This window comes from Pseudomonas sp. HN2 (assembly GCF_020736465.1).
GTDB lineage: Bacteria > Pseudomonadota > Gammaproteobacteria > Pseudomonadales > Pseudomonadaceae > Aquipseudomonas > Aquipseudomonas moraviensis_A.
On sequence record NZ_CP085885.1, the window covers coordinates 1041034 to 1063882 of the forward strand.

Sequence of the window (22849 nt, forward strand, 5' to 3'; positions counted from 1 at the left end):
GGCTTCGCGCTTTCCGGCGTGTTCCGGGAAAGCGCGCTCAGGATAAGGGCTTGAGTCTGTAGGAAAAATACCAATTCCAGACATGCACTGTTACGGGGCGCGCAACAGTTGCGTGCCCATGCATGGCGCTGATGATGGGCCATCCAGCCAGTCCATGAACCGTTCCAGGCCCCGCCCTGCAAGGACATTCATCCTTTCGAGCGACAACGCAAATACCTCCTTGGTGCGCTTATCGACCGCTTCCCCCGGCAGTAGGGTGGGGCCTTCTGTCACTCACCGGGGAAGACGCATGACAAAAACAACAATGCGCGCCATCTTCACACCGCAGGCGCTGGCCGCTGCGGTGGCTTTGGGTTGCTGTGCCCAGGCGCAAGCGGTTGCCTTCAACATCGGCGAAATCGAAGGCACCTTCGACTCGTCACTCTCGATCGGCGCGAGCTGGGGCCTGCGCGATGCCGACAGCTCGCTGGTCAGCACGGTCAATGGCGGCAGCGGACAATCCTCCACCGGTGATGACGGGCGTCTGAATTTCAAGAAGGGCGAAACCTTCTCGAAAATCTTCAAGGGCATCCACGACCTCGAACTGAAGTACGGCGACACTGGCGTGTTCGTTCGTGGCAAATACTGGTACGACTTCGAACTCAAGGACGAAGACCGCGAGTTCAAGCAGATCAGCGACAGCGGCCGCAAGGAAGGCGCCAAGTCTTCCGGCGCGCAGATTCTCGATGCCTTCGTCTATCACAACTACGCCATCGCCGATCTGCCGGGCACCGTGCGGGCCGGCAAGCAGGTGGTGAGCTGGGGCGAAAGCACGTTCATTGGCAACTCGATCAACAGCATCAACCCGATCGACGTCTCGGCATTCCGGCGGCCCGGTGCCGAGATCAAGGAAGGCCTGATCCCGGTGAACATGCTGTTCGGCTCGCAGAGCCTGACCGACAAACTCTCGGTCGAAGGCTTCTATCAACTGGAATGGGACCAGACCGTTCTCGACAACTGCGGCACGTTCTTCGGTGTCGACGTAGCCGCGGACGGTTGCAACAACGGCTACACCGTCGGCAGTCCGGCGGTGGCGCCACTGGTGCCGCTGACCACCGCGTTCGGCCAAGGCATTCAGGTCACCCGCGAAGGCGTGGTGATCCCCCGTGGCGGCGACCGCGATGCGCGCGATTCGGGGCAGTGGGGCACGGCGCTGCGCTGGCTCGGCGAAGACACCGAATACGGCCTCTACTTCATGAACTACCACAGCCGTACGCCGACGGTCGGCACCACCACGGCGGGCCTGTCGACACTGGCGGCGTTGCCTGGTCTGGTCGGCATTGCCAACGGCCTGGCGCCTGGCAGCGGCGCGGGGCTGGCGCAAAGCGTGATGCTCGGGCGCGGTCAGTACTACCTCGAATACCCGGAAGACATTCGCCTGTACGGCGCGAGCTTCTCGACCACTCTGCCGACCGGTACCGCGTGGACCGGCGAGATCAGCTACCGGCCGAACGCGCCGGTGCAGGTCAACACCAACGACCTGACCCTGGCGCTGGTCAACCCGATTGCCGGCGGCACCGCATCGCCAGTCGCCACTTCGCCGGGCGCGGACAACAAAGGCTACCGGCGCAAGGAAGTCACGCAGATCCAGAGCACCCTCACACACTTCTTCGATCAGGTGCTGGGCGCTGAACGCCTGACCGTGGTCGGCGAAGCGGCCGTGGTGCATGTCGGTGGCCTGGAGTCGCGCAGTGAGCTGCGTTATGGCCGTGATTCGGTCTACGGCCAGTACGGTTTCGGCGGCGACACCGACGGTTTCGTCACCTCGACCTCGTGGGGCTATCGCGCCCGGGCGATTCTCGATTACGCCAACGTCATCGGCGGGATCAACCTCAAGCCCAACCTGTCGTGGTCGCACGACGTCGCCGGTTACGGCCCCAACGGCCTGTTCAACGAAGGTGCGAAAGCCGTGAGCTTCGGCGTCGATGCCGACTACCGCAACACCTACACCGCGAGCCTCAGTTACACCGACTTTTTCGGTGGCGACTACAACGTCCTCGAAGACCGTGACTTCGTGGCCCTGAGCTTCGGCGTGAACTTCTGATCTGCCCGAGAAGGATGACTGCAATGCGCAAAACGATTCTGCAATGTGGCGTGCTGGCCTTGAGTCTGCTGGCGGCCAATGTGATGGCGGCGGTTTCGCCGGATGAAGCGAACAAACTCGGCACCAGCCTGACCCCGCTTGGTGCCGAGAAGGCCGGCAATGCCGACGGTTCGATTCCGGCGTGGACCGGCGGCATCGCGAAAAACGCCGGCGCGGTGGACAGCAAGGGTTTCCTTGCCGACCCCTTCGCCAACGAAAAACCGCTGTTTACCATCACTGCGGCGAACGTCGAGCAGTACAAGAGCAAGCTCTCCGATGGCCAGATAGCGATGTTCAAACGCTACCCGGAAACCTACAAGATCCCGGTTTATCCGACCCACCGCACCGTGGGCGCACCGGCGGAAATCTACGAGTCGGCCAAGCGCAGCGCCCTGAATGTGAATGCGATCAACGACGGTAACGGCTTGGCCAATTTCACCGGCAATCGCTATTACGCCTTCCCGATTCCGAAGAACGGCGTCGAGGTGCTGTGGAACCACATCACCCGTTATCACGGCGGCAATTTGCGGCGGATCATCACCCAGGTCACGCCGCAGACCAATGGCAGCTACACGCCGATCCGCTTCGAAGAAGAGATCGCCGTGCCGCAACTGATGAAGGACATCGACCCGGATAAAGCCGCCAACGTGCTGACCTTCTTCAAGCAATCGGTGACCGCCCCGGCACGGCTGGCCGGCAACGTGCTGCTGGTCCACGAAACCCTCGATCAGGTGAAGGAACCGCGTCTGGCGTGGATCTATAACGCCGGTCAGCGCCGCGTCCGGCGCGCGCCGCAAGTGGCGTATGACGGCCCGGGCACAGCGGCAGATGGTCTGCGCACTTCCGACAACTTCGACATGTTTTCCGGCGCGCCGGATCGCTACGACTGGAAACTGGTCGGCAAGAAGGAAATGTACATTCCCTACAACAGCTACAAGCTCGACTCGCCGAAGCTCAAGTACGACGACATCGTCAAGGCCGGGCACATCAATCAGGACCTGACCCGCTATGAACTGCACCGCGTCTGGGAGGTGATCGGCACGGTGAAGCCGAACGAGCGACACATCTACGCCAAGCGCCACATGTACATCGACGAGGACAGCTGGCAAGTGGCACTGGCCGATCACTACGACGGTCGCGGGCAACTGTGGCGCGTTGCCGAAGGTCACGCGCAGTACTACTACGATCACCAGGCCCAGGCCTACACACTCGAAGCGCTCTACGACATCATCGCCGGCCGCTACATTGCCTTGGGCATGAAGAACGAAGAGAAACACAGCTTCGAATTCGGCTTCGAAGCCAAGGCCGCCGACTACACCCCATCGGCCCTGCGCGCCGAGGGCGTGCGCTGAGGGTTCTGCCACACCGCTGGAAAGAAGGCGACCGCACGGTCGCCTTTTTTATGGTCGTCAATCAGCGTGCTGAATACTCGTCAACAAGCTCGCGGGAGAGGGCTAGGGTGAGCGCATAACGATAAGAAGGCTCAGCCGATGACCGCCATGACAGCATGCCTGGATCGACCCGGATTTCAGCCCAGGCTTTCTTCACATCATCAGCCTCGCACTCGCTTGAGCGAACCGTTGCTGGCCGCCAACGCGCGGGTCAGGCTGTTGTGTGCGCCTGCGGGCAGTGGCAAAACCGCACTGCTCACTGAATGTCTGCTGCAAGTGCGTGGGGAGTGCGAGGCGATTTGGCTGCCGCTGGCGGGAGTTGCGCTCAGCCCGGAGGCATTCTGCCTGCGACTGACTCGGGCGCTCGGGCTGGCCGAAGGCCTGGACGTTACACAACTGATGGCGGAGCTGGCACATTGGTCCAGGCCGACCTCGCTGTTTATCGACGACTACAGCCGTCTGCCGGATCCGGCGCTGGATGCTTTACTGGATCGGTTGCTGACGGTCAGCGGCCCGGCGCTGACCTGGTGGATCAGCACTCGCCGCCGGCCACAGTGCAACTGGCCGCGTCTGTTGCTCGATGACGAGCTCTACGAGTCCGAGTGCGCCAGTCTGGCGCTGACTCATGATGAGGTCGTAGCGGTGTTGGGCCATTTGCCGCCAGATCAGGCGAGCCGTGTCGCTGCCCATATCATCCAGCGTACCGGCGGTTGGTGCGCGGGGGCGCGCATGGCGATCCTGCAAAAATGCGACTGGTCGCAAAACCTGCAGCCGCAGCAGCGTGTCGACACGCTGCTCGATTACCTGCAGCACGAACTCTTCAGCCACCTGACCCCGGAACAGGACGAGGCGTGGCGTGTTCTGGCTCATCTGCCACGGTTCAACGCGCCGTTATGCGAGTATTTGTTCGGCCCCGGCGAAGGCGCGCAGCTGCTGCATGATCTGCAAGTGCTGGGCTGCTTTATCGAACCATGGCAGCAATCCGCTGCCTGGCTTCAGGTCTTCCGCCCGCTGTCGCGCATCATGCAGGAATCGCATTGGCCGTGTGCGCGTTCCTGGCACCGGCGCGCCTGTCAGTGGTTCACCGCGACGCTGGATTGGCGAGCTGCGTTCGAGCAAGCGTTGCTGGCCGAGGAATACGAAACCGCCATAAGCCTGTTGCAGCATTTGAGCTTCGAGGATTTGTTCGAAGACCAGATCGTGGTCCTGCTGTTGCGCCTGCATGAGCGTCAGAGCCAGGAGCTGACCCTGATGACACCGCAGTTGATCGGGCTGGTCACCGGGGCTTTGCTGTTCGCCGGCCGCTTCGAACAGGCCGGGCAATGCCTCGGCCATCTCGCCCGCTTCATGCCGCAGCCGACCGCACACCTTGAGCAGCAATTGCTGGCCCGTTGGCTGGCGCAACACGGCTGGCTGTGCCACTTGCAAGGGCAGATGGAGCCTGCGCACGCGTGCTTTCAGGAGGCGTTGTCAGCGCTGGCTGACGACGCCTGGCAGGCGCGTTTGTTGTGCCTGTCGGGACTGACCCAGCAGGCGTTACTGTGCGGTGAGCTCGATCAGGCCCATGCTCTCAACCGCGAAGCGCTGTGCCTGGCGCGTGCGCACGGTTCCCTGCTGTTCGAAGGGTTGCTCGAGCTTGACCATGCGCAATGGCTCGAGCAGCGAGGAGCGCCTGTGCGCGCCGAAAGTCTGCTGGTGGACATCGAGCACTTGCTGCGCCAGCGCGCCATGGCACCCACGCCGCTGCTGGGCCGGATTGCGCTGCGCCGCGGACGGCTGGCGCTGTGCATGGGACTTGAAGCGCAGGCTGCGGATCTGTTCAGCCGGGGTCTTGAGGATTGCCTGCGCAGCCAGGACAAGCGGGTCTTGTATGGCTACGTGGGGCAGGCGCAACTGGCCGGCAATCGCGGTGATTATGCCTGCGCGTTCGAGCGTCTGCGCGAGGCCGAAAGGGTGATGCAGCAGCGACAGATTCCCGATACCGTCTATCGCGGTGTCGTGCTGCAGGTCAGCAGTCAGTTCTGGTTACAGCAGGGCCGGCCGCAACGGGTACAGGAGGCGTTGAGCCGGCTGTTACGGCATTACCGTGGACCCTCCGGACTGCAGGCTCCGCCCGCTACATTCGAGCTGATCATCCGTATTGAATACCTGCTGGCCTGCGCGCAGGCGCAATTGAATCCGGGCGAAAACCGTCTGCCAACCATTGAGCGATGGTTGGATCACGCCCAGGCCAGAGGCATGTTGACGGCACAAACCGAGTTGCTGCTGGCCTTCGCCCAGTTGGCGGAATCCAACGGTGACACGCTGGCGGCGCAGCAGGCTTTGCAGCGAGCCGCAACGCTGGTGGAACGTTGCCGGTTGCAGCAAGCCATGCGGGAGTGGGAATTACGCCGAGGCGGCGTTGGCACGGTGTCTGGCAAGCAGGTTCCTGTCTGGCCGGGCGATAACGGCGATCCTGCCCCGGGCCTCAGCCGACGCGAGCGCGAAGTGCTGATGTTGATTGCTCAAGGTGCTTCGAATCAGCAAGTTGCCGAACAACTTTTTATTTCGTTGCATACAGTAAAGACCCATGCGCGGCGAATAAACGGAAAGTTGGGTGTAGAACGCCGAACTCAGGCGGTGGCAAAAGCGAAGTTGATGGGGATATTGGCCTGATCAGTGAAGTTTTGTAGTGCAAAAAGGTTCTGTCTGTTTGTTGGCATGTTTTGTAAATTGTTCGCCCTTCATGTCGGTTGGAAAAGAAACTACCTTGCAACTATCTACAGCGGCTGCATTCGCGGTTCTGGATAGTATAAGTAAGGAAAAGTTATGGTTAAGTTGTTCAAAAGTCTGATGCGTGGCTCTTTGGGGGAGCAAGTTTCCTGGGCTGAGGAATGGGAGAAGGCCAGCCGGGCAAAAGCAGATCTGTTCAAGATTATCGACGCCATGCCGAGCGTGCTGGGTATTCTTCGCAACATGCTTGAAAATGAATTGAAGCGTTTGGGCAAAACGGTTGATATCGACAAGGTCTACATCAATACCGACCCTGCTTTCCCCGCTGACCAAAAGCGCCCTTCGGGGACTCTTTGGGATGTTACTGTTCATTGTCTGAATAATGATGTCAGTCCCGCCTACATACTCGGCGGCGATGGTGTTTTCTTTCTGCCAAACACATTCAGTGAACAATTCAAAGTCAATGTCCTCAATACTCTTATTGTCGAAGATCTGATCGCTGCCGTAGCAGGCGGATTTGAAAAAACGTTGCGAGCCGAGATCGCAAAGTTCTGGGCGGCGCCAGCCAGATCCATGCGCCCGGACTCAGCACCGTTGTCCAATAAGCAGGCTTTCATCGAAGCGTACGCCGTGGTCACGAGTGCGGAGCTGTCGCTGTCGGTCATGGCCAACAATTTCGATGCCCGGTTGGGTGAGCGGTTCGCCCGTCTGCTCGACGCAGACGCCGGTCGCGCAGCGTTTGAAGTCAAGTTGCAACCGGCGCAGGATTACCTGCTTTCGCTCCAGCCGTGTTTCGTTCTGGACAATGCCGAGCGTGCGGACGCTGAAATGCCGCTGGGCAATGAGTCAACTTCCTACCTTATGCACACGCCGGAAAACGGCTTCGAGTTCTTTGACAAAAATACCGAGCTGCACAGCAAACTCCAGCAGCGGCTGTCTTTGCGCAGCGAGCAGATCCGATACCTGAAAGCGACACAGAGTCCTCACACCTTCTGCGCAGAGACCCACCTGAAGGGCCAGCTGGAAAGCGTGTCCTCGTTGCTCAGCGGCTGGGACCAACTGGAGAGTCCACTGACCTCCGTGCTGCAGGAAAACCAGGGCCTGCATGTGCTGCGCTACGGTATCGACACCCGCTTCTATCTGCTTTGGGCAGCATTGAAACGTACCGATTGGCCGCTTTGGCTTCATGCCGCAGGTAGCGATGTTCAACAGCGCTACACTGAACTTGAAGAATCCAGGGATGAATACCAGGCAGCCTATTCGAGCGCGTTCGATGCGTGCTTTTCGTTCAAGGATTATGTGGCGCGAACGTTCGCTGAATGGGCAGACAGAGTGCTCGGGGAACACCTGGACCCAGAGACGATAAGTGTCCATAGCTCGTACAGGCTGCAAATTGCCGGGCGTACCATCGAGCAGGAAGACACCCGGACGTTGACCGAATTTATCGTTTTCGGGCTGCATGACACGGGTTATCAAGCGACCCTGACTATCACCGGCGCGCCCGACGGAAGTCGGCTGACGGCCGCAGCGCTTGAGCAGTGGCTGGCAAATCGCAACCTGCGGCTGGAATATACCGGCAGCCTGGCGTTCTCGCCGTCGGTTGATTACCAGGAGGCTTATCGCAACTATCTCTTCAGCCAGATGGAGTTTGCAGTTTTCGTTGCTCGCTACTCCGGGAAGCTGGATTCCACCGATGCGAACATCATCGCTCGCGCCATGGCCAATGACCCCGCGGTGACTATTCAGGGCGTGCGAATCAATTTACAGGTACCAGCGTTGAAAGACGTCCTGATGATTTCGGCCAGAGAATATGTACCGTCGCTGATGCTGGTAAAAACACCTGGCGGTGAATTCGAACTGCAAAAATTCTCGGATATTTACGCAGCTAATCGCTGGCTGGAGTCGGCATTGTCCGCAAATCGTGAATATGCTGCTTTGCTGATCCATCCAGACTACCTGCACGACGCGGGTGAGTTGCTCGGCAGCGATCCAACGCAGTTGCACTACCGCTATAAGCTCGATAGCCGACCGGTCGATCTTGGCCTGAATGCCAAAACACCGCTGGCGGACTACGTAAATGTCGCTTACCGAGCCGAAGTTGCCCTGCACAAGGCCATTGCCCCTGCAGGTTATCGGTCACTTGGCGTCGAGGGCCGCAAGCGCTACTCGCGTCTGACAACCGAACTCAAGGCGCTGTCCACCGTTGATGCACGAGACAATGGTTTCCCGACATTCGAACAGTTCACCTATGACGCGGTGAAAGCTCAGATCGAAGACATTTTGCGCCAGCGTGGCAGCAACGTTTCGGTCAACCCCGACCACATCATGGTTCAGACCGAAGAGTTTCGTAAGAGCGTGACCGACGTTCTGCTCGAGGGACTCGCCTTTGAAGCGGTGCATCCGGCCTATCAAACGAAGTTCAGCCCGAAATACTATTTGGTGAATGGGCATCCTGCTGTCGAAAAACTTGATATCCGTGACCTTTCTTCGCTGTCGAAGACCTTCCGTCCCGGTGACAGATATACCGCGATGCTTAAGGAGCAATTTCAGAACAAGGCTCATCCTGATTACGCGTTCAAACGCGCTGTACACGCCCGGAAAATCCGCTGTGAGATGTACCGCAACGCTTATGCGGACTTTACCAATGGCAGGTTATCGACAGAGTTGTTCTCTGCTGTCCAGGGGATTATCGATAATCTGAAAGAGAGCGGCGGCTATCATTCAATTCGAGACAGCAGCTCTGAAGGTGGCATCGGGCTGTACAAGTTCAACATTGGCCGGCTGGGGCTGACGGCTGCCGGGGATCGCGCAGTGGGCGGCGTTTATATTTTCCGGCTGAAGTTGTCGTCAGGGTTCTTCGATTTGCTCTATACGCCTGACGCGCCGGATCTCGTCAGCTTCCGGCCAATCGCTGAGTTCATCCCTTCGATTCGTTTTCGGAACGGCCCGTTCCGTCATTACTACAGCGAGCGGATATTGCTGGTTGATCAGAAAGTGATCAGTGACTACTTCGATAATCTGGTCGCAACGGTCGACACCAAACCGGTTATTCGCACGGCGGAGCGCTCGTTATTGCCTGATCTGTTCACTTTCCACGACGAACGAGTGCGCCGTGTATTGAAGGATATCGATGAACGCACTACCAGTCTCAATGAAATAATCGCCGGCATTGTCTACAACAACCTGTTGAAGGTCGCGAATATCGTCAGCCTGTTGGTGCCTCCCGTGGGCACTGTCGTGGTAGCTGTGCAGGTGATGAAAAGCATCTACGACGCCTCGCAATCTGACCGACGGGGTGATTATTCTGCTGCGCTCGGGCATGTACGGGACGTAATGAGCGGACTGCTGACGTTGGGGCAGGCTGCGGCGGCGGGCGCAACCGTGAAACAACTTACCCGTGTGCAGCGCTCGTTTCTCGATATGTTCGAAGACGCGCGGACGGTCGCCGAACTCGTTACGTATTACACCGGCCATGAAGACCCCCAGGATGAGCTGATCGGCTTCTTCAAATCACTGATGCAAGATGCTGACGCCGCATTGAGCAAGACCACGGTTCGTTGATAGGCCAGGCTTATCGTTCATAGCCCATTCGCCAACTTACGGCCCGCGTCGCAGCCAACAACCGCTGCGCCGCCGGGCCGTTTTCGTCGGCGTGGAACAGCGAGGTCGGACCGACAATGGTCAGCACGGCGGCGATCTGCCCGACCGCGTTGAACACCGGGGCAGAGAGCGCATCCACCCCCGGCATCAACAAACCATGCACGTGATGCAGGCCACGTTCGCGGATCTGTTCACAGAGCGCTGCAAAGGCTTTTTCGTCCTTGAGCGGATGCTCCGCGACAGCGATTTCCTGCGCGCGCAATTCATCGGTTTCCCGGTGCGGCAGATAGGCGCTGAACACCAGTCCTGTGGACGAACTGAGCAGCGGCAGGACCGAACCCAGTTGCGTCACCACCGTCACCGCGCGCACCGCCGGTTCGATGTGCACCACGGTTGCGCCCTGATTGCCCCATACCGCGAGGAAGCAGGTTTCATTGAGTTCATCACGTAAATCGGACAGCGGCAGGGCGGCGACTTTCAGCACGTCCATGCTGTTGAGTGCCGCCAGCCCTACGCGCAGCGCTTCACGGCCGAGGCCGTAATGGTTGGTGGCGGTGTTCTGTTCGGCAAATCCCGAGGCAATCAACGCCTGCAAATAGCGATGCACCTTGCTCGCCGGCATCTGCACGTGTTCGGCCAGACGCGACAGCGAAGTCGACGGTGACAACTCGGCCAGGGCCTTGAGGATGTCGGTGCCGACTTCGGCGGAGCGGACTTTCTGTTTGCCGTTGCTGTCGCTGGTTTTTTCCATGGGGCTGGCGGTTCCGGTTCGAATGGGCGTCTTTATAGCTTGACGCTGGATAGCGAGCAAATTACGTTATGCGTAATCAGATTACGATAATAACAACCCCGGCGTGCCGAGACCTCTGAGCCAGAGCGATGGGCCACTGCCGACTCCCTGTTCAGGAGGCTCCATGAACCTCGATTCAACCGCGCAGGCCTTGGCTTATCAGTCAGGCTTCGGTAACGAATTCAGCACTGAAGCGTTGCCCGGCGCGCTGCCCGTTGGCCAGAATTCCCCGCAGAAGGCCCCTTACGGCCTGTATACCGAATTGTTTTCCGGCACCGCGTTCACCATGCCGCGCAGCGAAGCGCGGCGGACCTGGATGTACCGGATTCAGCCGTCGGCCAATCATCCGGCGTTCGTCAGACTGGAGCGGCAACTGGCGGGCGGACCGTTGGGTGAAGTGACCCCCAATCGTCTGCGCTGGAATCCACTGGATCTGCCGACCGAGCCGACGGATTTCATCGATGGCCTGGTGAGCATGGCGGCCAACGCTGGCGCCGAAAAACCGTCCGGCATCAGCATCTACAACTACACCGCCAACCGTTCGATGGAGCGCGTGTTCTTCAACGCCGACGGAGAAATGCTGCTGGTGCCGCAACTGGGCCGCCTGCGCATCGCCACCGAACTGGGCGTGCTGGAAGTCGCGCCGCTGGAGATCGTGGTGCTGCCGCGTGGCCTGAAATTCCGCGTCGAACTGCTCGATCCGCAGGCGCGCGGTTACCTCGCCGAGAACCACGGCGCGCCGCTGCGCTTGCCGGACCTGGGGCCGATCGGCAGCAACGGCCTGGCCAATCCACGGGATTTCCTCACCCCGGTCGCCGCCTACGAAAACCTGCAACAACCCACCACCCTCGTGCAGAAATTCCTTGGCCAGTTATGGGTCACTGAACTCAATCACTCACCGCTCAATGTGGTCGCCTGGCACGGCAACAACGTGCCGTACAAATATGACCTGCGCCGCTTCAACACGATCGGCACGGTGAGTTTCGATCACCCGGATCCATCGATCTTCACGGTATTGACGTCGCCGACCAGTGTGCACGGTCTGGCCAACCTCGATTTCGTGATCTTCCCGCCGCGCTGGATGGTCGCCGAAAAAACCTTCCGGCCACCGTGGTTCCACCGCAACCTGATGAATGAATTCATGGGCCTGATCCAGGGCGAGTACGACGCCAAGGCTGAAGGTTTCGTGCCCGGCGGCGCTTCGCTGCACAGCTGCATGAGCGCCCATGGTCCGGACGGCGAGACCTGCACCAAAGCCATCAATGCCGAGCTTGCGCCGGCGAAAATCGATAACACCATGGCCTTCATGTTCGAGACCAGCCAGGTGTTGCGCCCAAGCCGTTTCGCCCTCGACTGCCCACAATTGCAATCCAGTTACGACGCCTGCTGGGCGACCCTGCCCGCCACGTTCGACCCGACCCGGAGATAACCCATGACACACAATTCCATCCCCCGCAGTTGGGTCGCTTCGGCCAATGGTCACAGTGATTTTCCCTTGCAGAACCTGCCGCTGGGCGTGTTCAGCCTGTACGGTTCGACGCCGCGCGCGGGCGTGGCGATTGGCGAGCACATCTTCGATTTGCAGGTGGCGCTTGAGGCCGGTCTCTTCGACGGTGTCGCCCGCAGCGCGGTGGAAGCCATGCACGGCGGACACTTGAACGCGTTCTTCGAACTCGGTCGGGAGGCACGGGTTGCCTTGCGCGAGCGCCTGATCGAACTGTTCAGTGAAGGCAGCACCCTGCGCGGCAACATCGAAGCGCAAGGTGCGACAGTGCTGCCGTTGGCTGCCGATTGCCAGATGCACCTGCCGGCGCGAATCAGCGATTACACCGATTTCTACGTCGGCATCGAGCACGCGCAGAACGTCGGCAAACTGTTCCGCCCGGATAACCCGCTGCTGCCGAACTACAAGCACGTGCCGATTGGCTATCACGGTCGCGCGTCCACCGTGCGTGCATCCGGCACCGACGTGCGCCGGCCGAAAGGCCAGACGCTGCCGGCCGGGCAGACCGAACCGGTATTCGGACCCTGCGCACGTCTGGATTACGAACTGGAACTGGGCATCTGGATCGGCCCGGGCAACGAGATGGGTGAGCCGATTGCCATCGGGGACGCCGCCGAGCACATCGCCGGTTTCTGTCTGCTCAATGACTGGTCGGCGCGGGACATCCAGGCTTGGGAATATCAGCCGCTGGGGCCATTTCTGTCGAAGAGTTTCATCACCAGCGTCTCGCCCTGGGTTGTAACGGCCGAAGCGCTGGAGCCGTTCCGCACGGCACAGCCGGCGCGTCCCGAAGGCGATCCACAGCCGCTGCCGTATCTGCTCGACAAGCGCGATCAGGACGGCGGCGCCTTCGACATCGAACTGGAGGTGCTGCTGCGCACCGAAGCCATGCGCGAGCAGAACCTGCCGGCCCATCGCCTGACTCTGAGCAACACCCGGTACATGTACTGGACGGTCGCGCAAATGGTCGCGCATCACAGCGTCAACGGCTGCCAGTTGCAGGCCGGTGACCTGTTCGGTTCGGGCACCTTGTCCGGCCCGGAAAACGGTCAGTTCGGCAGCCTGCTGGAAATCACTGAGGGCGGTAAGAAACCGATCGAACTGGCGTCCGGCGAAGTGCGCAAATTCCTTGAGGACGGTGACGAAATCATCTTGCGCGCCCGCTGCGCCCGCGACGGTTTTGCGTCGATCGGCTTCGGCGAATGCCGCGGCACCGTGATTGCGGCGCGCTGACAGGAGCGGCTTATGGATCTCTATTCCTATTACCGCTCCACTTCCTCTTATCGGGTGCGGATTGCGCTGGCGTTGAAGGGGCTCGATTACCAGGCGCTGCCGGTCAACCTGATCGCACCGTCGGGTGGCGAACATCGGCAAGCGGCGTATCTGGCGATCAATCCGCAGGGTCGAGTGCCGGCGCTGCGTACCGATGACGGCGCGGTGCTGATTCAGTCGCCGGCGATCATCGAGTATCTGGAGGAACGTTATCCACAGGTGCCGTTGCTGCCGGATGATCTGGTGGCGCGCGCGCAGGTGCGCGGTGTCGCGGCGGTGATCGGCTGCGATGTGCATCCGCTGCACAACGTCAGCGTACTCAATCGCCTGCGCCAGTCGGGGCAGGATGAGGCGCAGGTGGTGGAGTGGATCAGTCACTGGATCAGCCAAGGGCTGGCGACGGTGGAGCAGCTGATTGGTGACAGTGGCTTTTGTTTTGGCGAATGGCCGTGCGTGGCGGATGTTTATCTGATTCCCCAGTTGTATGCGGCGGAACGGTTCAACGTCAGCCTTGAGGCGTATCCGAAAATCCGCCGTGTGGCCGCGTTGGCGGCTGAACATCCGGCGTTTATCAAGGCGCATCCTGCCAATCAACCGGACACCCCGTAGTCCCTGTGGGAGCGAGCCTGCTCGCGAAGACGTGGTGTCAGTGGCCTTTCATTCAGCTGACCCACCGCTTTCGCGAGCAGGCTCGCTCCGACAAGGGCTGGGTTGCGACATAAAAACCATAAAAACAAAAACAGGTACCTTGCGATGCATAACCAGATTGCCAGCTTCCGCGCGGCGCTCGACGCCCGGCCTGTGTCTCGTTATCAGTGGTTGCTGCTGATTCTGCTCGCCTTGCTGCTGGTCACCGACGGTTACGATGCCCAGGTGCTCGGTTATGTAGTGCCCGCGCTGGCCCAGGATTGGGGGCTGGAAAAATCCGCGTTCGGGCCGGTTTTCAGCGCCAACCTGCTCGGTCTCACTCTCGGGTCTCTCGCGGTTACGCCGCTGGCTGATCGCTTTGGTGTGCGGCGAATTCTGCTTGCCTGCGTATTGATCTACGCCACGCTTACGATGCTGATGGTTTTCGCCGATTCGCTGAACACGTTGATGATTGCGCGGTTCATCTGCGGCATCGGCATGGGCGGCGCGATGCCCAGCGCCATGGCCTTGATGTCGGAATATTCGCCGCCGCGTCTGCGCACCTTGATGGTGACCCTGGCAGCCTGTGGCTTCTCGTTCGGTGGCGCCGCGGGCGGTTTTGTCGCGGCCGGTTTTATCGACCAGTTCGGTTGGCAGGCAGTGTTCCTCGCCGGCGGCGTGACGCCATTGCTGCTGTTTCCTTTCCTCTGGTGGATGCTGCCGGAGTCGCTTCCGCGCTTGCTGCGTGATGCACCGCCGTATGCACGGCTGCGCAAGGTCACCACGCGGATGTTGCCGGACTGGCAGCCACCGGTGGCCAGCGTCGAGCAGAACGAGCGCGAGCTGGGCAGCAAACTGACCGTGGTCGAGTTGTTTCGCAACGGCTATGGGCGGCCGACCCTGCTGATCTGGGCGACATTTTTTGTCAGCCTGATTCTGTTGTATTTCATGATCAGTTGGCTGCCAACGCTGCTGCTGGAAAGCGGTTTGAAACTTAACGAGGCCAACCTTGTTACCTCGATGTTCCTGTTCGCCGGGACCCTTGGCGCGATTTGCATGGCCTGGTTCGCCGACCGTTTGCACCGCAAGGTGCGCCTGCTGTCCGGGGTATTGGCAGGTGCGGCGCTGTGCACGACTCTGCTCGGGCTCAACCACGATGATCCGCGTTTTCTGGTGGCCTGTGTGTTTGCCGCCGGGTTCTGCATCATCGGCGGGCAATTGACGCTGAATGCCTTTGCCAGCAATTTTTACCCGGCTCATGTGCGTGCCACCGGTACCGGATGGGCACTGGGCGTGGGGCGTTTCGGTTCGATCCTCGGGCCGCTGTTTGGCAGTCTGCTGTTGGCAATGCACATACCGGTGGAGCAGATTTTCTTCTTCTGCGCGATCCCGGCGGTGATAGCTGCGCTGCTGATCATTCAGGTGCGCTCGCCGACTGAGATCCGCCGATCCAGTGTGGGAGCGAGCCTGCTCGCGAAGAACGATAACGCGGTTTGACCGGGAGACCGAGGTGCCTGCTTCGCGAGCAGGCTCGCTCCCACACAGGTTGTACGGGCCTCAAGGATGGGGGCAAGCCTGCAGAAGGTGGTTAATGGACGACGGAGTTGGGTGGCAGATGGCCGAGGCGTTCGGTCAGGCGCAGGCGCTGGATCGGGTCTTCGCTGAGCAACAGCGCGTGCTCCAGATCGAAGCGCTCAGCGTTGGGGCAGTCGAGCCGCTGGTACAGACTGGCCCTGGCCATGTAATCAGCCGCCTTGGCGCCGCCCAGTTCGAGCACCCGTTCTGCGTCAATGAGCGCGGCGATGTAATCGTCGTGGGTCAGGTGCAATTGCCGCAGGTTGCGTGACAGGCGCTGCAGCATCTGCGCCGGCGTTGCCGTCAGCAGATGCTCGGCGCTGAGCTGCATGTTCGGCCCGTACTGGCGCTGTAACAATTCGCGACAGTCATTGGGATACAACCGCCGCCCGCCGCAAGGGTCGAGCAAATGATCGGCGCCGGGAACCCGCAGCAGAAAATGCCCGGGGAAATTCACCCCGACCAGAGGAATTTCCAGGCCGTGGGCCAATTCCAGCGCAATCAACGCCAACGCCAGCGGCTGACCACGTTGAGTGTGCAAGACGCGATGCAGCAGCGCCGCCTGTGGACGCAGCGGCAGGAAATCATCCTGGGCGAAACCGAGATCGACCATGCGCCGCAACAGCGGTTGCGCCAGTTCGCTGACCGGCAGCATCGGCAGGCCGTAGCTGACCCGTAATTGCAGATCCTTGAACGTGCGCAACCAGGCTTCGGGTTCTAGGGTTTTGTCATGCTCGGCACTTATCCACAGCGCAGCTTCCAGCAGGGCTGGCGGCGAACGGTGCAGGCAGTCGAAAAAGCGTTGGCGCGGACTCATCTAAATCTCCCTCCAATGCCTCGTTTTAGCCCCGTCCGGGTGCTTCGTCCAGTGTCTGGCTCATTGAGCGCAAGTTATCGCGGCACGACATTGCCCGCTCGGCGGCTTATGCCGGCGCGCGCCAGCAATTTTCAGGGGCAAGCCTATACTGGCGTTCTACAAGAAGTGATTCGGGAGCCTGTCGATGTTCGCTCTCATGCAAAGCACTCGCCTGGAATCGCTGCACCTGAGCGTTGACCCGGTCACCGGGTTGAAGGCGGTCATTGCCATTCATAACAGCCGTCTGGGGCCAGCCTTGGGCGGGTGCCGTTACCTTGCCTATCCCAACGACGAATCTGCGGTCGAGGACGCCATTCGCCTGGCGCAAAACATGAGCTACAAAGCGGCGCTGGCCGGCCTTGCGCAGGGTGGTGGGGTGGCGGTAATCGTGCGGCCGATCCATGTCGAGAATCGCGGCGCGTTGTTCGAGGCTTTCGGTCGTTGCATCGAGCAGCTCGACGGCCGCTACATCACCGCCATCGACAGCGGCACCTCGGTGGCGGACATGGACTGCATTGCCCAGCAGACCCGGCATGTCACCAGCACCACTTCGGCAGGCGACCCGGCGCCGCACGCAGCCATGGGCGTGTTCACCGGCATTCGCGCCACGGCGATGGCGCGCCTGGGCAGCGACAACCTGGAAGGTTTGCGCATCGCCATTCAGGGCCTTGGCAATGTCGGTTATGCGCTCGCGGAGCAACTGCACGCTGCCGGCGCCGAGTTGCTGGTCAGTGACATCGATCACGGCAAGGTGCAACTGGCGATGGAACAGCTCAATGCCCACCCGATCGCCAACGATGCCCTGCTCAGCACGCCCTGCGACATTCTGGCGCCGTGCGGATTGGGCGGGGTGCTCAACAGTCATTCAGTCTCGCAATTGCGCTGTTCGGCGGTCGCCGGCTCGGCGAACAATCAACTTTCCCATCTGGACGTGGCGGATCAACTGGAACGACGCGGGATTCTTTATGCGCCGGACTATGTGATCAATGCCGGCGGGCTGATTTACGTTTCGCTGAAGCATCGTGGCGAGGAGTTGCCGACCATCACTGCGCATCTGTCGAAGATCAGTTCGCGGTTGACCGAAGTGTTCGCTCACGCCCAGGCGGAAAAACGTTCACCGGCACGGGTGGCGGATGAGTTGGCCGAAAGGGTTTTGTATCGCTGAAAAGCAAAAAATCGCAGCCTTCGGCAGCTCCTACACATGTCAATGTAGGAGCTGCCGAAGGCTGCGATTTTTTATTGGGCGCGAATTACTTCGGCGCTTTCGCTGCTTTGGCGGGCTTCGCCGGTGCCTCGTCAGGTTCTGCAACTTCGGTCTTTTCCACAGGCTCGGCCGGCGCATTGATCAGCTCCGACAGCGCATCGGGCTGGCTCTTGAACGCCCGGGCGAACACATCACGATTCTTCGCCATGTAGATCCCGGCTTCTTCCACTTGCTGTTCGGTCAGGGACGGAACGGCTTTTTGCAGCACATCGGCCAGATATTCGGCCAGTTCGAGCATTTTGTCATGACGATCAGCTTCGGCTTTATCCATGAACAAGCGCTCCAGATCTCGGCTGCTGCGGTATACCACTTCGACGGCCATTCACCACCTCACATGCCTTCACGTTAAGTTGTCTTGACGACTACTGTATCCATATACAGCGAAAAGGATAAGCGAATCCCTGCGCCATGGGTAGTGGCTTTTCAATGTAGACCGGATTTGGTGTTTGTCAGGGGGACGGTGTCGCTGCTATCGCGAGCAGGTTCGCTCCCACGGAAACTCCAGCGGTGCGACCAAACGCCACGGCGCGGGATTTGCGGCGGATCGCCATGATGCGTGGCCCTGAACCTGCATGAAAACCGTGGCTACAAGGCGCACGCGCAAAACCGTCACGTGCGATACGCATCATCCGCCCGATACGGGCTAAGGAAACTCATCGTGAAAATCAACTGGGCCGAGAAACTGCGGCGCAACGTGCATCAACTGGCCGAGTCCCTGGGCAACCTGTTCGTCGAAACCTTTCACTACCTGGCGTTGTTCGCCATCGGTGCGGTGACGGCATGGGCGGCGGTGATGGAGTTTCTCGGCATGCTCGAAGTCGGGCATATCAAGATTGATGACATTCTGTTGCTGTTCATCTATCTGGAATTGGGCGCGATGGTCGGGATTTATTTCAAGACCAACCACATGCCGGTGCGCTTTCTGATCTACGTTGCGATCACCGCGCTGACGCGCTTGCTGATCTCCAACGTCTCGCACCACAACCCGCCGGACATGGGCATCATCTACCTGTGCGGCGGCATTCTGCTGCTGGCGTTCGCGATCCTGGTGGTGCGTTACGCCTCGTCGCAGTTCCCCTCCGTGAAGATCGAGAACCCGCAGCGCAAGATCGGCACGGGCTCCAGTGAACATCCTGAAGTGGAGAAGGGCGAGCTTTAAAGGCCCGCCGCCTGGCCGGGCTGGCCTTTGACCCGTGGCGGTGGCGGGGTCAGCCCGGCGCCGTTGGTCATGGCCTCGAGAATCGACATGGCGCTGTGGCCTTGTTCGATGGCGATGCCGAATTGAATGCTTTGCACCAGCCGCTTCAGCCGCTCCGGATCGTTGCGCTGTTCGGCGCTGATCATGCGTTTGGCCACGATGCGGCCGGCGTTGGACAGGGTCAGCATGATGCTGCCGTCCAGGCCCTGAATGCTCAGATTGATCTGATAGTCCGGCGCAAAAGCATCGGTAATGATTTGAAATGGGTTGTCCATGATGCGTCACCGCCTGATTGAACGTGCAGTTGTTGACCGGCCATGATCCGATTTGGTTCGCAACACCAGACCACTGGCATCTCGTTCGCTGAGGTTCGCAATGTCCGTTTGCCTCAAGAGTGATGTAGCAAGGCGCATGCCGGAAAAATTGTCGAACAATAAACCCGGTGAAAAAAACGGCGAGCCTCGGGGCTCGCCGTTTTTTTGGGGCGCGTTTTCAGGGCAGGAATGAGTCAACGACCGCTGACGGTGCAGTCAGGTCAATCAGCACTCCACCCAGTTCACGGCCAGCCCGCCCCGCGAGGTTTCCTTGTACTTGTCGTGCATGTCGGCGCCGGTGTCGCGCATGGTGCGGATCACCCGGTCGAGCGAGATGAAGTGATTGCCATCGCCGCGCAGGGCCATTTGCGTGGCATTGATCGCCTTCACCGCCGCGATCGCATTGCGCTCGATGCACGGCACTTGCACCAGGCCGCCGACCGGATCGCAGGTCAGACCCAGGTTATGCTCAAGGCCGATTTCGGCAGCGTTTTCCAATTGCTCTGGCGTTGCCCCGAGTACGTCGGCCAGGCCGGCGGCGGCCATCGCACAAGCGGAGCCGACTTCGCCTTGGCAACCGACCTCGGCGCCAGAGATCGACGCATTTTTCTTGCACAAAATGCCGACGGCGGCTGCGCCGAGAAAGAACGCAACGACGTCATCGTCAGACGCATCCGGATTGAATTTCATGTAGTAGTGCAGAACGGCCGGAATGATCCCGGCGGCGCCGTTGGTCGGCGCGGTGACCATGCGCCCGCCCGCGGCGTTTTCTTCGTTGACGGCGAGGGCGAACAGGTTGACCCATTCCATTGCCGACAAAGTCGAACTGATCACATTCGGTTTGCCGATTTCCAAAAGGCTGCGGTGCAGTTTCGCTGCGCGGCGCGGCACTTTCAGACCGCCGGGCAGGATGCCTTCGTGGCGCAGACCTTGTTCGACGCATTCGCGCATCACCGACCAGATGTGCAGCAGGCCTTGGCGAATCTCGGCATCGCTGCGCCAGGCGCGCTCGTTGGCCATCATCAATTCGGACACGCGCAGATTGTGTTGCTTGCACAGGGCGAGCAGTTCGGCGGCGCTGGAAAAGTCGTACGGCAACACCACGTCACTGGTCGGCGCCACGCCTGACTCGGCTTCAGCGGCTTCGACGATGAAACCGCCGCCCACCGAGTAATAGGTTTGCGTGAACAACTCGGCGCTTTCGCCAAAGGCGGTCAGCGACATGGCGTTGGGGTGGTAGGGCAGGCTCTCGTCGAGCAGCAGCAGATCACTCTGCCAATCGAAAGCAATCGAACGCTGACCGGCGAGGGACAGTTGCCCGGTTTCGCGCAGTTGCTGGATGCGTGGATCGATGGTCGAGGGATCGATGCTGTCCGGCCACTCGCCCATCAGGCCCATGACGGTCGCGCGGTCGGTGGCATGGCCAACGCCGGTGGCCGACAGCGAGCCATACAAACGGATTTCCACCCGTCGCACGTCATTGAGCAGATGCTGGTCGATCAGGGTCTGGGCAAACGTCGCCGCTGCGCGCATCGGGCCGACGGTATGGGAACTGGACGGGCCGATGCCGACTTTGAATAGATCGAAAACACTGATAGCCATGCTAAACCCTCACAAGCAATGGAGTAGGAATCGCTGCCATTTTTTGTCGGACAAGCGCAATGTCGGCGATACTGCCTGCCTCGGTTCGAGGTGACCAACGAAACCTCCTAAGACAGCCTTTAGCAGGACTAAACAATGAGTCGTCAATTGCATGCCCAGACCTATGTCTGGCTGCAGGTATTTGCCTGTGCGGCCCGGCACCTGTCGTTCACCCGCTGCGCCGAAGAGCTGCACATCACCCCGGGGGCGGTCAGCCAGCAGATTCGCCAATTGGAAGAGCGCCTGGGCTTTCGCCTGTTTCATCGGCGAGCGCGCGGCGTTGAGTTGAGCGCGCAGGGGCAGCGGCTGGCGATTACTGTCAACGAAGCCTATGGCAGCATCGATGCGGAGTTGCGCCGACTGGATGCCGGGATGATCAGCGGGACGTTACGGCTGCGTTCGATTCCGTCGTTTCTCGGCAAGTGGCTGACGCCGCGTCTGCCGCGTTTGCAGCAACGCTTTCCGGACATCCAGTTGCGCTTGGTGGCGGAGGACAGCAGCGTGCCGTTGCACGAAGGCGATTTCGATCTGGCCATCGATCTCAACGATGGCAGTTACCCCGGATTGTTATCCACAGCCTTGCTCGACGAGCAGATATTTCCGGTATGCGCGCCGAGCCTGCTGCGTGGGCGACCGCCGTTGCACGGGCCGGCGGATCTGGGGCATTTCCCGCTGCTGCACGACATCACCGCCTGGCGTGGCAGTTACGAATACGCGGAATGGGAGTTCTATTTGAATGCGATCGGCTTCGAAGGCGCCGATGTGCGCCGCGGGCATACGTTCAATCGCAATCACCTGACCATCGAAGCGGCGATTGCCGGCATGGGCGTGGCAATTGCCCGGCGCACGCTGCTCAACGACGAGCTGGAACGCGGCACTCTGATCGTGCCGTTCGGCTTGTCGGTGCCTAACCATAAACGCTACGTGCTGCTGTATGCGCCGGGGGCGTTGAGCCATCCGGGCGTACGTGCCGTGCACGATTGGCTGGTGGAGGAGGCGGGGATTTTTCGCAGTCTGCACCCGCTGAATGAGCAGCAGATGTGAGTAGATTTTTCAGCGGAGCGGGTCGACCCAACTCCCGACCTTAGCAGCGCTTTGCTCGGTTGTCCGGCTTTTTTTGCGAATGAATATTTTTCTTTTTTCAGGGGTTGAAATGTTCGGCGCTCGGGCCGATTGTTGTAACCAGGAGGTCAGGAAATTCAACTCAAGGCCTCCAGCGAGCTAGCTGAAATAAGGGATGAACTATGCAAATCCAAGTCAACAGCGATAACCATATTCAAAGCAGTAAGCGACTGGAGGAGTGGGTACGTACAACTATTGAGAGCACGCTCGACCGTTATGAAGAAGACCTGACCCGTGTCGAAGTCCACCTGAGCGACGAGAACGGCGAGAAGCCAGGTCCCCATGACTTGCGCTGCCAACTGGAAGCGCGGCCAAAAGGCCACCAACCGATTTCCGTGACCCACAAGGCCGATTCGCTGGAACAGGCGATCGACGGTGCTGCCGAAAAACTCGAGCACAAACTGGATCATCTGTTCGGCAAACTGCGAGGTAAACCACGCGCCGCGGTAGTGCCATTTACCGGCAAGGCCAACGACAAGCTGCTGGCGGAAGAATTCGACGAGAACGAACAGGCAGCCATCAACAGTTGATGCGCTGATTTCACAAGTCACACAAGGAGAACGGGCCTGCTGATGCAGGCCCGTTTTTTGTTGGTAGCAGAAAAGCCCCTCACCCCAGCCCTCTCCCAGAGGGAGAGGGGGCCGACCGGGGTGTCTTGCGTGATATATCGACCTGGAAAACCGAGTCGATTATGGGTTCGGTGAAGTACTTTCAGGTCAATGAATTTCTGAAGCATCCCGCAATCAGTTCCCCCTCTCGGGGAGAGGGCCGACCGAGGTGTCTGAAGAGGTACATCGACCTGAAAGACCGAGTCGATTATAGATTCGGCAAAGCAGAATCAGGTCGGCGTACGTCGCAAGC

General features: G+C 60.0%; 16 protein-coding genes and 1 pseudogene. 12 read left to right on the forward strand and 5 right to left on the reverse strand.

What is annotated here, in order from left to right; all coding sequences use genetic code 11:
• The first annotated feature begins 289 nt into the window (after nt 1-289).
• From LIS66_RS04470 to LIS66_RS04485, 4 genes are all read left to right on the forward strand, one after another.
• Nucleotides 290-2083 carry a DUF1302 domain-containing protein gene (locus LIS66_RS04470; RefSeq protein ID WP_042607659.1) on the forward strand — a complete coding sequence of 598 codons (1794 nt, stop codon included), beginning with the start codon at nt 290-292 and terminating at the stop codon, nt 2081-2083.
• Between the two features lie 23 nt (nt 2084-2106).
• Entirely contained in the window at nt 2107-3474 is a 1368-nt protein-coding gene (locus tag LIS66_RS04475) for a DUF1329 domain-containing protein (RefSeq protein WP_042607660.1), read from the forward strand.
• Nucleotides 3475-3612: 138 nt separating this feature from the next.
• Nucleotides 3613-6168, forward strand: coding sequence for a helix-turn-helix transcriptional regulator (locus tag LIS66_RS04480; RefSeq protein WP_227973708.1), 2556 nt, complete (start codon nt 3613-3615; stop codon nt 6166-6168).
• A gap of 153 nt (nt 6169-6321) precedes the next feature.
• Nucleotides 6322-9786 (forward strand): dermonecrotic toxin domain-containing protein, encoded by a 3465-nt coding sequence (locus LIS66_RS04485; RefSeq protein ID WP_227973709.1) that lies wholly within the window; start codon nt 6322-6324, stop codon nt 9784-9786.
• A 10-nt stretch (nt 9787-9796) separates the two neighbouring features.
• Here the strand turns inward: LIS66_RS04485 and LIS66_RS04490 are convergent, their stop codons facing one another.
• Complete coding sequence (locus tag LIS66_RS04490; RefSeq protein WP_042607663.1) at nt 9797-10576, reverse strand: IclR family transcriptional regulator; 780 nt, start codon at nt 10574-10576, stop codon at nt 9797-9799.
• 163 nt (nt 10577-10739) lie between these two features.
• Between LIS66_RS04490 and hmgA the strand changes: the two genes are divergently transcribed.
• The 4 genes from hmgA to LIS66_RS04510 all read left to right on the forward strand — a co-directional run bounded on the left by hmgA (nt 10740) and on the right by LIS66_RS04510 (nt 15515).
• A complete protein-coding gene (gene hmgA, locus LIS66_RS04495) occupies nt 10740-12044 on the forward strand; it encodes a homogentisate 1,2-dioxygenase (RefSeq protein ID WP_227973710.1) in 1305 nt (434 codons plus the stop codon).
• A gap of 3 nt (nt 12045-12047) precedes the next feature.
• The gene (gene fahA, locus LIS66_RS04500; protein ID WP_227973711.1) at nt 12048-13352 is read left to right on the forward strand and encodes a fumarylacetoacetase; all 1305 of its coding nucleotides are present in this window, start codon (nt 12048-12050) and stop codon (nt 13350-13352) included.
• A gap of 12 nt (nt 13353-13364) precedes the next feature.
• Complete coding sequence (gene maiA, locus LIS66_RS04505; protein WP_042607666.1) at nt 13365-14000, forward strand: maleylacetoacetate isomerase; 636 nt, start codon at nt 13365-13367, stop codon at nt 13998-14000.
• 144 nt (nt 14001-14144) lie between these two features.
• Nucleotides 14145-15515, forward strand: a complete 1371-nt coding sequence (locus tag LIS66_RS04510; protein WP_227973712.1) for an MFS transporter — start codon at nt 14145-14147, stop codon at nt 15513-15515.
• Between the two features lie 91 nt (nt 15516-15606).
• On the opposite strand, the gene LIS66_RS04515 is transcribed toward LIS66_RS04510, so the two are convergent.
• The gene (locus LIS66_RS04515) at nt 15607-16410 is read right to left on the reverse strand and encodes a SirB1 family protein (protein ID WP_227973713.1); all 804 of its coding nucleotides are present in this window, start codon (nt 16408-16410) and stop codon (nt 15607-15609) included.
• A gap of 184 nt (nt 16411-16594) precedes the next feature.
• Between LIS66_RS04515 and LIS66_RS04520 the strand changes: the two genes are divergently transcribed.
• On the forward strand, nt 16595-17614 hold the full coding sequence (locus tag LIS66_RS04520) for a Glu/Leu/Phe/Val dehydrogenase family protein (protein WP_227973714.1): 1020 nt from the start codon (nt 16595-16597) through the stop codon (nt 17612-17614).
• A 166-nt stretch (nt 17615-17780) separates the two neighbouring features.
• On the opposite strand, the pseudogene LIS66_RS04525 reads toward LIS66_RS04520, so the two are convergent.
• Nucleotides 17781-18035: pseudogene (locus tag LIS66_RS04525) on the reverse strand (YebG family protein); the annotation flags it as partial.
• A 336-nt stretch (nt 18036-18371) separates the two neighbouring features.
• On the opposite strand from LIS66_RS04525, the gene LIS66_RS04530 reads away from it, so the two are divergent.
• Entirely contained in the window at nt 18372-18872 is a 501-nt protein-coding gene (locus tag LIS66_RS04530) for a phosphate-starvation-inducible protein PsiE (protein WP_016771633.1), read from the forward strand.
• Here LIS66_RS04530 and LIS66_RS04535 read toward each other — a convergent pair.
• Nucleotides 18869-19186, reverse strand: a complete 318-nt coding sequence (locus LIS66_RS04535) for a DUF3509 domain-containing protein (protein ID WP_042607671.1) — start codon at nt 19184-19186, stop codon at nt 18869-18871. The two genes, LIS66_RS04530 and LIS66_RS04535, sit on opposite strands and share 4 nt — an antisense overlap.
• 264 nt (nt 19187-19450) lie before the next feature.
• Nucleotides 19451-20827 (reverse strand): L-serine ammonia-lyase, encoded by a 1377-nt coding sequence (locus LIS66_RS04540; RefSeq protein WP_227973715.1) that lies wholly within the window; start codon nt 20825-20827, stop codon nt 19451-19453.
• Between the two features lie 135 nt (nt 20828-20962).
• Between LIS66_RS04540 and LIS66_RS04545 the strand changes: the two genes are divergently transcribed.
• On the forward strand, nt 20963-21910 hold the full coding sequence (locus LIS66_RS04545; protein WP_065615820.1) for a LysR substrate-binding domain-containing protein: 948 nt from the start codon (nt 20963-20965) through the stop codon (nt 21908-21910).
• 200 nt (nt 21911-22110) lie between these two features.
• On the forward strand, nt 22111-22518 hold the full coding sequence (locus LIS66_RS04550) for an HPF/RaiA family ribosome-associated protein (protein WP_016771629.1): 408 nt from the start codon (nt 22111-22113) through the stop codon (nt 22516-22518).
• The last annotated feature ends 331 nt before the right edge of the window (nt 22519-22849 follow it).

Bases quoted from the DNA above. Each gene is read 5' to 3' on its own strand.
- LIS66_RS04480 (WP_227973708.1), top strand. From the start codon at position 3,613: ATGACCGCCATGACAGCATGCCTGGATCGACCCGGATTTCAGCCCAGG.
- LIS66_RS04515 (WP_227973713.1), bottom strand. From the start codon at position 16,410: ATGAGTCCGCGCCAACGCTTTTTCGACTGCCTGCACCGTTCGCCGCCA.
- LIS66_RS04490 (WP_042607663.1), bottom strand. From the start codon at position 10,576: ATGGAAAAAACCAGCGACAGCAACGGCAAACAGAAAGTCCGCTCCGCC.
- LIS66_RS04550 (WP_016771629.1), top strand. From the start codon at position 22,111: ATGCAAATCCAAGTCAACAGCGATAACCATATTCAAAGCAGTAAGCGA.
- LIS66_RS04485 (WP_227973709.1), top strand. From the start codon at position 6,322: ATGGTTAAGTTGTTCAAAAGTCTGATGCGTGGCTCTTTGGGGGAGCAA.
- LIS66_RS04540 (WP_227973715.1), bottom strand. From the start codon at position 20,827: ATGGCTATCAGTGTTTTCGATCTATTCAAAGTCGGCATCGGCCCGTCC.
- maiA (WP_042607666.1), top strand. From the start codon at position 13,365: ATGGATCTCTATTCCTATTACCGCTCCACTTCCTCTTATCGGGTGCGG.
- fahA (WP_227973711.1), top strand. From the start codon at position 12,048: ATGACACACAATTCCATCCCCCGCAGTTGGGTCGCTTCGGCCAATGGT.
- LIS66_RS04520 (WP_227973714.1), top strand. From the start codon at position 16,595: ATGTTCGCTCTCATGCAAAGCACTCGCCTGGAATCGCTGCACCTGAGC.
- LIS66_RS04545 (WP_065615820.1), top strand. From the start codon at position 20,963: ATGAGTCGTCAATTGCATGCCCAGACCTATGTCTGGCTGCAGGTATTT.
- LIS66_RS04470 (WP_042607659.1), top strand. From the start codon at position 290: ATGACAAAAACAACAATGCGCGCCATCTTCACACCGCAGGCGCTGGCC.
- LIS66_RS04510 (WP_227973712.1), top strand. From the start codon at position 14,145: ATGCATAACCAGATTGCCAGCTTCCGCGCGGCGCTCGACGCCCGGCCT.
- LIS66_RS04475 (WP_042607660.1), top strand. From the start codon at position 2,107: ATGCGCAAAACGATTCTGCAATGTGGCGTGCTGGCCTTGAGTCTGCTG.
- LIS66_RS04535 (WP_042607671.1), bottom strand. From the start codon at position 19,186: ATGGACAACCCATTTCAAATCATTACCGATGCTTTTGCGCCGGACTAT.
- hmgA (WP_227973710.1), top strand. From the start codon at position 10,740: ATGAACCTCGATTCAACCGCGCAGGCCTTGGCTTATCAGTCAGGCTTC.